This window comes from uncultured Rikenella sp., from assembly GCF_947628055.1.
Classification (GTDB): Bacteria; Bacteroidota; Bacteroidia; order Bacteroidales; family Rikenellaceae; genus Rikenella.
Genome location: NZ_CANQYJ010000101.1, coordinates 1 through 8811, shown reverse-complemented (window position 1 = coordinate 8811; position 8811 = coordinate 1). Strand labels below are relative to the sequence as shown.

Sequence of the window (8811 nt, the reverse complement as noted above, 5' to 3'; positions counted from 1 at the left end):
GAATGGCCGAGGTGCCAGGAGGAAGGCGAAGCCAAACTGCCTCCAGCCGGTTTCGCCTTGTCGAAAGCCGGTCGTTCTGCCCGGCTTTCTCAAGGCAAAACGCGACGCTTCCGGATGGGCTTTCGTGTACGGAGAAAACCGATTTTCCGCGTCAGCGGGCTGGCCGGAATCCAATAAATCGCGACCTTTGGTCGTGCGGGCCGGAGCCACCCAGGGCGGAGGGTATCGCTCGGCACCCGAACTGAGAATTTGCTTCACAGTTTTCGTGCGGGCCGGAGCCAGCGGGGACTGCAATCGAACGCAGTGAGCATTTTGCAGGCCTCCGCCGGGGGTGGCTCCGGCCTGACATAGGGAGATTGCAGATAACTTGGCAAAAACGCTTGCAAGGGCTAAAATTAATTGTAGGTTTTATTGTACGTGTCCCTGGGAGTGAACTGTTCTCTTTGTGAACAAAGAGAACCAGAAAAACTTTCTGAGATGCTAACGCATCTTTTGAGTCTGCCGGGTACCCTTGTCTGCGATCTTCTTGGGCCGGGACAATAGACCGCTCTACTGCACCTCAGTTCGACCTCGCGCCCACCCCCGAGCGGCTTCGCCGCTGGGCGCAGAGGTCGGCGGTTCTAAAGAACCGCAATATAAAGAGCGGTCTATTGCTCCGGCTCAAAAAAAACGCAATGCAAGAGGACTGCGGAGCCTAAGGATTAGGGTAGTTACAGCCCGGAAAGCCCCTATGGGGCCTTTCTTTCAAGAAAGCGACAGTCCCATCCGGCACAGTGCTAAATAAACCTACAATTAATGGACGATCGTTTCCGCGCCAGCAGCAGGCAGTACCTCCGCCGGGAATAACCTGCCCGACACCATTCGGACAAGTTGCAGCCATCCTACTCCGGAAGACCGTTTGAAAAACCTCCGCAACCGTCATTCCCCGGTCTTTGCGACATCGCCTCTTTCCGCCTGCCGTTCCTTGCGTTTCTCCTCGCGCCGCTCCTTCCGGGCAGCTTTCCGCTCCGCCTTCACCTCTTTCTTCTCCTTGGTCAGCCGGAACAAATCGCCCAGCTTCAGGATCTTCTTCCGCACCCCGAATCCCACGCCCGTTTCAGTCACCTCGCCTTCGAGAATACTCTCGAAATTCGTTTCGCGGAACACCTTGATATACATATTGTCCCGTCGCGTGAGCTGATACTCTAACGAAATATCGTCCACCAGATTTTCCGCCGCATTTTGGTTCGGATCGCCACCGGTGCTTACCTTGCCGCCCACTGCGACCCGCACCCGATTGTCGAAGAACTTTTTGGAGAGCTTGTAGGAATAATCCGTGCGCGTTCCGTCCGGCCCCGCCGACAGATCGTCGTAGGAATCGACACCGAACGAAAGGTCGACCCCTTTGAGGCTGTTCTGCGCCCACTGGTTCAACTCCTTGGCGATGAACGAATTGATCGGATTGCCCGTATTCACCTTGGCCGACGTTCCCGGCCCCGAGTAAGTGTTGTAGATCAGCAGGCTCATCGCTTGGTTCTGCCGTTGTTCCGGCGTGAGGGACGCCAGCTGGTTCTGAAGCGTGAGGTCTTCCTGCGCAGCGAGGTCGAATTTGACATCCAAGTTGTCTAACGTGCCGCTGATGGCGATGATGATCTGGAAATTGACCTGGCGAGAGGTCTGATCCTCCATCGTCACAGTCGTGCGTATCGTCTCGACAGCCCGTACCGAGAACGAAGGATCGGCGATGTCGCCCGTCCAGTTGACATAGCCCCCCGGTGTAATCGAAAAATCCTTGGCCGAGATCACCGGCGGACTGTAGCGCACCCGTCCGCCGGACAATTCGTACTTGCCCGCGAATCGCGTGTCTCCCAACCGGTTCATCGAATAAGTCAGATTGCCGCCGCCCTGCAAGTCGATCCGGTTCTGTCCGTCCTCCGACAGATAGACCGACACCTGCACGGCGGGGTCGATGGCCACGTTCATCAGCATGTCGATCCCCCCGAGGTTCAACATCGCCGGAGGACGGACGGCATAGACCGTCGTCGTGTCGTCGAAAGCGATGAAATTCACGACGCTCTGCGACTGGTTCTTGATCCCCATGGGCGAATCCTGCATCACATACGTCACTTCGGTTCCCGTGAGCAGGTTCGCATCGCCCCGGATGTTCAGCGCGTCTACCGGCCCCTGCACCCGGGCCGACAGGTCGGCGCTGGCCTGGCCGAAGACCATGGATCCCCGGCTGCGCGGCACATCGATCAGCCGGAAATCCCTGCCTTGCACCTGCAGGTCGGCTGTCATCCGCGAAAAATCGGTCAGATCGAGACTTCCGTTTACCGTCAGCCGCCGCTTGTTGGGCGCGATCAATCCGAAGTCATTGAACCGCACTTTGCTCTGTTCCAGTACGATGGGATTGTCTGTGACACCGAACCGGGTGCCGATGGCCGCCACGTCCACCGCAGTGCTGTCGAATTTCAGCGAGCCGTTCAGCCCGAGGGCTTTCACGCTTCCTCCGGCTTCGAGATGCCCCTTGAGCATGCCCGACAGGCTGCCGGAACCTTCCGGCAGGAACGGGTTGGCCGCAGCTAACGGAATGCCCGGTATCTCGGCCCGCAGTTCGACGGTAGAAGCCGAATCCGCCGGGCGGTAACGTCCTTCGGCAGTGAGAGCTGTCCTGCGGTCGACCAGCAGTGAGAGCGAGCCGGCGTGTCCCGACAGCGTGTCCGTGCGGTAGGCCAGGTTCAGTCCGATGTCTCCCACCCGGCGGTCGTCGTAGCGCAGCGTGTCGATGGTCAGGCGCCCCCGGGCGGCGATGGTGTCGTCGGCCATGCCGAACATCAGATCGGCTCCTACCCTCCCGTCCAACGGCGGCGCTGCGGGCAGGATTTTCAGCACGCCTCCGATGCCGATCCCCATCAGTGCCAGCCGGATGCTGCCGGAGGGCATATCTTCCGCCTGGGCCGAGAGCAGTGAAAAGGATTGACCGGGCCGGGTCACCCACAGGTCGACCGCCAAAGTCCGGTCGAAACCGTAACGCACGTAGTTGTCTCTGTTTACGCTCCACGGCACGGCGCCGAAAACCGGGTTGTCGGAGAGCAGGTTCACCGTCACGGAGCTGTCCTGGAGTGTCGCTTGCAGCCCGAAGTCCAGCCCCTGTCGTCCTTCCCGGTCGCGCTGCGACAGATTGACTATGGCAGTGTTGCCTCGGGCGCGGCCCGAGAGGGCGAGCTGTCCCACCGGGTTTTTGTTGGCCCGGCGGTTGGCTATCCGCACAGAGTACCGCAGTTGGCCGCCGCGCCCGCCGATTCCGGCGGTCAGCGTATCGAGAACCATTCCCCGGGTCGAGTATCCGTCGACCTCGGCCTGTAGACCGAACGGCCCCTCTTTCCCGGCCGATGCGGTCAGGCTCGCCCGGCCGAAACCCATGCCCTGAGAACGGGAAAAATACTGGAGGAGATTGTTGCGCGCGGCCCGGAATTCCAACCGGAAGGGAGGCAGCAGTTCGCCGAGTGTGTCGGCGTCGACGCACCCGGCCCGAATCTGACGGCTTACCTCTGCGGCGGTGCGGGTCAGAGCGGCGGTCAGGGAGTCGAGGCCGGCGTTGGAGCGGAAGTCCAGCTTCAGGTCGCCGGACGCGATTCCGGCTTCCACCCGGGCGGTGTCTGCCCACGCGGAGAGCGTCGTGTGCATGGCCCAATAGTCGGATTTCCCGTACCCCACCCTCAGGGTGTCGAGGGTTACTTGCGCCGCGTAAGCCTTCGCATCGGTTGCCGAGGCCTGCACATCGAGCAGCGCGGAGATGGACGCCGGAATTGCCGAGAAGTGCATCTGTCCGAAGTCGAGCGTGCGGATCCTTCCCGTGACGGAGGCTTCCTGCCGCTGCCGGGTCAGCAGTCCGCCGAGGCGCAGATCGGCATTCAGGGCGGCATTGCCGCTGGTGAGCCCTCCTTCGATCCGGTTGTCCGCTATCCGCGCCGTCAGTTCGATGTCGCTGTAATCGAAACCGCGGTATTCTGCCTGGGCGATCCGCACTTCGGCCTGTGCTGCGGTGCGGGCCGAGAAAATGTCGAATCCGTCTCCTTTGGCCCGGAGCGACAGGGTCAGGTAACCCAGCGAATCGGCGGGCAGGAAGCGGAACAGGGGCAGGCTGTCGATTTTCGCATCTGCCCGGTATTGTTTCTCTTTCGGGTCGAACGAGCCCTCCGCCTGGAGTGTTCCTTCGGCTGCGAGCAAGGTCAGATTCCCGCTGTAAAGACCGGCCCGGGCTTCAGCGCGGCCCCGCAGCTGTATGGGGGGCAGGGCTACGCCGGCAGGCAAGAAGGCGGCGGGCAGCTCGGGGTTGAGTAATGCGCCCTCGAAGGTCACTGCACCTGCCGCGTTTCGAGGTTCGGTGAGGGATCGTATTCGGCCCCGGGCGGCAAAATCCAATACGGCGGGCAGGGAAAAGGTCAGTCCCGTCAGCCTCAGATCGCCCAGCGTTCCCGAAAGATTCAGGTTTGTCGTCAGGTCGCGTCCGGCCAGTTTGCGGCGCAGGGTGTCGCCCGTTTCCACCAACCGGAAAATATCCGCTGTGCCGAGCGTCGCTGTCAGTCGGATGTCTACCGGAGCGGTCGGTTCCATCGAGGCGATCCCGGCGCCGACCTGCACTCCGGCCCGAAGGGTCGAGGCGGTGGTTTCGATCCTGAAATCGCGCAGGGTATAGCCCGCGCTGTCTATGCCGATGCGCCCCTGCGCCTGCGTTACCGCCAGTCCGGATCGTTCCGTGAAGGTCAGTTCCGCGAGAATGGCCCGTATCGTTGTCCCCCGGTTGAACAGCGAGTCGAGCGAGAGATTCAGATCGCTCACCGCGATGTGGTTCGGGTCGAATCCTTTGGCCGGTGTGCCGTAGAGCGATCCGTACCTTGCGGCATTGTCTTTCAGCCGTATTTTGGCTGCGTTGACCGTCCACGGCAGACCGGTTGCCGTCTCTTCCGGCTGGGTCAGGACCGGCGTCGCTTCTGCCGGAACTGTATTCCTTCCGGTGAGATAAGCGTAATTTCCTTTTTCGATCAGCAGACCGGCTGCCGTGATGTTCCGGGTTCCTATATCGACGGTGCAGGAGTCGATTTTTCCTGTTCGGATCCGGGCGGTCAGGTCGCTCACTGCCGGAGAGGTGGTGCGCATCGTGAAAGCGATGCTGTCTAATTCTATCTTTTCGGCGACGATTTTCCACAGCATCGGTGTCGCGGCGGTATCCCGGGCGATCGTGTCCGGCTGGGCCTGGCCCATTGTCAGCCGCACGTCACCGCCGGAGAGCCGGATTGCGGGGACATGGGCTTCCTGTGCGCCGAGGTCGATGTGGTCGGCTTCGAGTGCGAGTTCCCGCAACCGGACTTTCAGGTCGACTGCGCCCAGGGTGTCGGCCATGTGGAATGATGCGTCGCCGAATGTGAACTGTTTGACCACGACTTCTTTCCGCAGCAGCGGCAGCAGGGAAATGTCTGCCCGGAGTGTCCGGAATGCGAACAGGGTGTCTCCTGTCTCGGCCACAGCCTGTGCGTCGTCCACGGCCAACTGCAGCGGGAATTTCAACCGAAGTCTCTCTACCGACAGCTGCATGCCGAATTTTTCCGAAATGTAGGCGCTTGTTTTTTTTCTGATGAAGTCCTGAACCGGCGGCAGATAAAGCGTTGCGAACAGCAACAGGGCCAGCCCCAGCAGGATGGCCAGCACTCGCAGCGTATATTTGACAATTTTCCGGATCATGGAACGACACAGGGGTGGTAGAGTAAAGGCGGGTGGGTTGGTTTTGCAGCTCGCAACTGCAAAATCTGTTCCTAAAATCGCTTCCCTTCATGCTTTTTAGATGCGATTATATGCTTTATCGTACCATCCCTTGTCTCAGTTTCTCGGCTCGCGTGGGTGCTGCTGGGCAACTGTAGGTTTTATTGTACGTGTTCGGGAGGGAACAGTTCTCTTTAACTTCGCTCCGCTCGTTTTGCCTCCGGCTTCCTCGCGCTACCTCGGCATAGTCCGCCAGCGGCATCTGCTCTCGAAATGCTGCTCGGTTGTGAACAACCGACGCTGCCAGGTGCCGCTCGGCACTCGAACCGGGCCGCCTCTACCCTGAGAGCGGCGAGGAAGCCGTAGGTAAAACAAGCGCAGCGCAGTTAGCGAGAACCAGAAAACCGACGCAGCAGACGAGAGCCATCGAGCTTGCTCGAATGGCCGAGGCGCCAGGAGGAAGGCGCAGCCAAACTTTTTGAGATGCTTGCGCATCTCTTGAACCTGCCGGGTACCCTTGTTTTCGATCCCTTTGGGGTGTGAGCAATAGACCGTTCTTTAATATTGCGATTCTTCGGATCGCCGACCTCCGCGGTGCCGCCGGGCACTCTGACCGGGAGTTTGCTCAGCCTTAAGGGGTGGGCGCGAGGTCGAACACGTAGAACTTTTTATCGTACATTTAGTACAAAGATCTTCCTTTGTCAGGCCGGAGCCACCCCGGGCGGAGGCCTGCAACTCGCTCTGCTCGTTATCCGGCCCCGCTGGCTCCGGCCCCCCCAAAAAAGCACAATGCAAGAGGACTGCGGAGCCTAAGGAATCGGGTAATTACAGCCCGGAAAGCCCCTATGGGGCCTTTCTTCAAAGAAAGAACAGTCACTCACAGAACAGTGCTAAATAAACCCACGGTTGATTATTTGCTTTTCGCTTGAACGGTTCGGTTCAGAGCGAGGTTTCCGGCTGCTCGCTCAAGGTGGCTACCATCACCGCTTTGATCGTGTGCATCCGGTTTTCCGCTTCGTCAAAGACGATCGAGGCCGGCGACTCGAACACCTCATCGGTCACTTCCATCTCGCGAAGCCCGTACTGGCGGTATATCTCCGCGCCGACTTCGGTCTCGAGATCGTGGAAAGCGGGCAGGCAGTGCATGAATTTGCAGTCCGGGTTACCCGTCATTTCCATCATACGACGGTTGACCTGATAAGGTCTGAGCAATTGGATCCGCTCGGCCCACACTTCGGCCGGCTCGCCCATCGACACCCATACGTCGGTGTAGATAAAATCCGCTCCCCGGACTGCTTCGGCTATGTTGTCGGTTATGGTGATCCGGGCATTGTCTTCCCGGCGGAGCTTGTCGACTATGGCGGGGGCGGGGTGGTAAACAGCCGGGGCTGCCGCCGAATATTCCATCCCCATTTTCGCACACCCGACCATCAGCGACAAGGCTACGTTGTTGTCAGCCGTACCGGCAAAACATACTTTGATCTGTTCCAGCGGTTTGCGGCAGTGTTCGGTGATGGTCAACAGATCGGCCAGGAATTGGGTCGGGTGGCATTCGTCGGTCAGACCGTTCCAGACGGGAACGCCGGAGTATTCGGCTAAAGTGTTCACGATTTCCTGCCCGTAGCCGCGGTATTCGATGCCGTCGTACATGCGTCCCAGTACCCGTGCGGTGTCTTTGATGGACTCTTTTTTACCCATCTGCGAGCCGCTGGAGCCGATGTAGGTCACTTGGGCGCCCTGGTCGTGGGCTCCCACTTCAAACGAGCAGCGTGTCCGGGTGGAGTCTTTGGCGAAGAGCAATACGATGTTTTTCCCTTTGAGGTATTGCTGTTCGGTGCCTTCGCGTTTCTCGCGTTTGAGCCGCGCGGCGAGCCGCACGAGACCTGTTATTTCTTTGTGTGTGAGTGATCCGATGTTCAGAAAACTTTTCTTGTACATATGCTCCTAATATATTGTCGTTCGTTTAGCTTGTATATTGTTCGGGGCGTTTTTTTCGGGGGCGAAAGCGGTGTTCTTTTTTGAAAAAAATCATTTGTTCGAGGTTCTTTCGCGCACCGGCGTAAATCCGGTTCGACTGTGTTCTCCCGATGACAGACAAGAGGTGCCGCACGGCACGCGATCCGAACTGTAACAGTCCTCTCTTAGCCGGAGCCAGATAACGAGCAAGGCGAGTTGCAGGCCACCCCCGGCGCAGGCCGTTTGGAATCGAAAGTCATAATCAATTCCCGCACGCTGTCGAAATCCGGTTCGCAGAACCGGGCGGGCCGGACGCCTCCCCCTCGGGAGGCCCGCAACACACCGCTCACGCGTCGAAAATTGCAGTTCCTCCCGGGCGTCCGACTCGATGCCGCAGAACACTCCATCCGAGAGTTTGGTCGAAAAAATTTCGGTTGCCATTTCGGGTCGGAGCTTGCGAGGCCCGACGAACGGAGTGAGTTGCGGGCCTTCGCGGGGCGAAGCTCCGGCCCGCCCGCTTCGCGGGGATATTTTTCCCCGCCAAAAATAAGCTGCTGTTTCGTTCCGAAGCCGTCGGAAATTCGGTTTGGCTGCGATCTCCCTTTGACAGGCCGGAGCCACTCCAGACGGAGGCCTGGTGCCGCCCGGCACTCGAGCCGCAGCCGTTGGCTGTCTCATTGGTCGCCTCTACCTCAAAGCCCCCGCTGGCTCCGGCCGTTTCTCTGTCGGAAGCCAAATAAACCGCGACCCAACGGGTCGCGCGAGTCGCCGCCACCCCGGGCGGCGCGAGCAACTTCGGCATAGCTCGTTGCTCTTTCCGCTGGCGGCGACCCGGTGCTGCTCGGCACTCGAGCCGAACTGTAACTACCCGAAATATCTTCCGCGGGCTGCGGCCCTTTGCAAATCAAAAACGGTCTTTATCCCGCGCGCTGGCGGAAATCCTGTTCAAAAGCAATTCATGCTTTTGAACGATTTCCTATTCCAGCCGTCGCGCGCGAGGAGTTTGAGGAAACTGCGCTCCCGCGCGGGGCCGCGTGCTCGCGGTGGGCTTGCAAAACTTCGTTTTGCCGGAACCTGCCGGGTACAAATTGCTTGTGATTCGCGCGCCGGGAAAAT

The 8811-nt window shown here is 59.6% G+C and carries 3 protein-coding genes; all 3 read right to left on the bottom strand.

The features are described 5' to 3' along the window. The coding region (locus Q0Z93_RS08585) for a hypothetical protein (RefSeq protein ID WP_298064554.1) at positions 1-258 on the bottom strand (258 nt) is incomplete at its 3' end. A gap of 660 nt (positions 259-918) precedes the next feature. After that, positions 919-5721 carry a translocation/assembly module TamB domain-containing protein gene (locus tag Q0Z93_RS08580; protein ID WP_298064552.1) on the bottom strand — a complete coding sequence of 1601 codons (4803 nt, stop codon included), beginning with the start codon at positions 5719-5721 and terminating at the stop codon, positions 919-921. 957 nt (positions 5722-6678) lie between these two features. Then, complete coding sequence (argF, locus tag Q0Z93_RS08575; protein ID WP_298064550.1) at positions 6679-7677, bottom strand: ornithine carbamoyltransferase; 999 nt, start codon at positions 7675-7677, stop codon at positions 6679-6681. Positions 7678-8811: the final 1134 nt, after the last annotated feature.